Below are 2,362 nucleotides of genomic sequence, written 5' to 3' on the forward strand. Positions count from 1 at the left end.
GATTAGTCATTTATACAGACCTCCTTACGCAATTTGCAAATCAATTAAATGACAAGCTTAATGCAAATGAAACGATTCAAGCAATGTCAAAACAGGGAATGTATCCTTTATTAATGAAGGAATTTATATCCTTATTGAAATAATCCTTTGCATTCTAAATTAGCTTGATGGTAACAATTGTTCTGATGTTTCTTTCGTTGGAGCCTTCTTTGTTAGACTTCCATTCTCCTCGTAAAACGAATCCTCTAAATTATCAAAGGAACGCTCGAAGATTTCCATGAAATCATCGCCATAAATATTTCGAATGATGCACATCATATCGAGCATTTCTGGGAATTTTCCATATAAGTTTTGTAATGGAAGTGCTCCTTTAAAGACAGAATTTCGATCAGGACTAAAATCTTCTAATAATTGTTCAAGAACTTCTTCGCCTTGCTTTGTCAATTTGATATACGTATTCCGCTTATCGTTAGCTTTTTTAGAAAACTCAAGATAACCTCGTTCCTCTAACTTTTTCGAAAAGTTAAACGCAGTTGAGACATGCATAACTCCGAATTTAGCAATCTCTGAAATTGAAGCTCCATTTAAATGATCTGCAATCCAAAGTATATGATGCTCATTAATATTTAGGTCATATGGCTTAATCCATTGTTGCCAATCTTTTTCAATTGTTTTCCATAATGCCTTACTAAGCTGCGCAACTCGTTGACTAAATAATAAGGCTTCTTTTATAGTATAATCCTTTTCATTATGTTTCATCACCGGTCACCCCCGTACTTCCAAATTGTATTATTCTCTATTATGCCAATAAAATAAAGATTAATAAAGATATAAATTTATGAAATTTTAAAATATTTACATAATTCCTTGTTTAGCAGCTTTTAGGGATGAAAAAAAGTGTGTTGATCACATATATCCAGCACACTTTTTTATTTTGAATCAAAAACATTAATGTAAAGTTTGTTCAAGTTGTTTAATTTTCTTTTCAACCTCGTCAATTTCCTTTTGTAATTCAATTTTATGAGGCTCTATTTCTTGTTTGAACTGATTGATAGCATTTTTTATGTCGACTGAAACTTCCTTCACGACTTGAGTGCCCTCAATTGCAGCTTCCTTCATTTGGTTTTTTAGAATAATACTTTCATTCTTTAATTGCTGAAGAGTTGTATCTAATCTTTTTCGGTTTGCTTGCAAGTTTGCTCGCAATTCTTTACCAGAAGAAGGGGTTGTTAATAATGTAGCGATCCCGCCGACAATTCCTCCTACTATTAACCCGGTAAAAAAGGATGTATTTTTTGCCATCATTCATCACTCCAAGCATCTCAATATATTCATTGTATTCTTTCCATAATCTATCTTACTTAACATTATACATAGATAATTAAAACTTCGCATACCTTTTATAAGGACATTTTTGAATAAACCAAAAATTAAAATGTCATGCAAAATAGGACATGTTTAACCGTATCACCCTTGAAAAGAAGCTTGCAATATTAATAATATTCGGAGAATAATATCCTTCCGAAAGATTAAGGGGGTTCGTATGGCAGGGGTAATCTTTTTTTTCTTTTTTTTAAGTTTTCTTTCATTTATTGGAGTATTTCATTATTTTAAGCTTTTTCAACGATCGGCATCTTATCCACCTAAAAGGGTGATAAAACAAAAACTAGTGGTCTTAGCAGTAGCAGGTTTTCTCTCTTTGTTAATCGGAATTATTTTACTCAGTGTTAAATAAATAGAGAGAGGTATAGAAAAACCCGATCTTATAGAAGATCGGGTTAGAAGTCTATGCTGTAATAAAGTTGGAACGTTTAAATATTGCTTGAACAATTGGTAGAACAATAATCGTTGCGGCTCCATTGAACAGTGTCGCCGGAAGGACAACAGATAAAAATAATGCTGTAAAGGCAGCCCCGCCTGGCAATCCAACGATTATTAATGCAGATGTTAAAAAGATCGTTCCAGAAACAATTGTTCCAATAACAACTAACACGGTTGCTACTACAATATTTTGCGCATATTTCTTTACGAGCAGAAATAGACCGTAAAATATGAAGGCTGTTATAAGCTTATCAATGATATTTGGAATTTGTCCCCCAGGAAAATTCGTCGTTAATGCTGATAAAATACCAGTAACAATACTAAGTAATGTTACGTTTTTTAAACTAGGGAAAAGCATAATTCCAATGAACATCATAATTAACATCATAATTAACATCATATCCGGCTTCATTCCGTTGTAGAATGGCGGCATAACCATATGAAGCACTGCCCCAATTGCAGCAAAAAGTGATAATGTAACTAAAACTCGTGTTTTCATTTCTCATCTCTCCTAATCTCATCTCTTATATCTCTCCAATAG

The 2,362-nt window shown here is 32.9% G+C and carries 4 protein-coding genes; 1 reads left to right on the top strand and 3 read right to left on the bottom strand.

The genetic code is table 11. The features are described from left to right. Positions 1 to 8 precede the first annotated feature (8 nt). Entirely contained in the window at positions 9 to 143 is a 135-nt protein-coding gene (locus tag HU235_RS25540) for a DUF1878 family protein (protein WP_411828266.1), read from the top strand. A 16-nt stretch (positions 144 to 159) separates the two neighbouring features. Here the strand turns inward: HU235_RS25540 and HU235_RS16750 are convergent, their stop codons facing one another. The 3 genes from HU235_RS16750 to HU235_RS16760 form a co-directional block, all read right to left on the bottom strand. Continuing rightward, positions 160 to 759, bottom strand: a complete 600-nt coding sequence (locus tag HU235_RS16750) for an HTH-type transcriptional regulator Hpr (protein WP_095300988.1) — start codon at positions 757 to 759, stop codon at positions 160 to 162. A 189-nt stretch (positions 760 to 948) separates the two neighbouring features. Continuing rightward, positions 949 to 1,302: a YtxH domain-containing protein gene (locus HU235_RS16755; RefSeq protein WP_170944377.1), complete on the bottom strand. Its 354-nt coding sequence runs from the start codon at positions 1,300 to 1,302 to the stop codon at positions 949 to 951. A gap of 484 nt (positions 1,303 to 1,786) precedes the next feature. Then, positions 1,787 to 2,320, bottom strand: a complete 534-nt coding sequence (locus tag HU235_RS16760) for a tryptophan transporter (protein WP_174880945.1) — start codon at positions 2,318 to 2,320, stop codon at positions 1,787 to 1,789. Between the last annotated feature and the right edge of the window lie 42 nt (positions 2,321 to 2,362).

The sequence above is a fragment of the Metabacillus niabensis genome (assembly GCF_902829255.1).
In the GTDB taxonomy this organism is placed as follows: domain Bacteria; phylum Bacillota; class Bacilli; order Bacillales; family Bacillaceae; genus Metabacillus; species Metabacillus niabensis.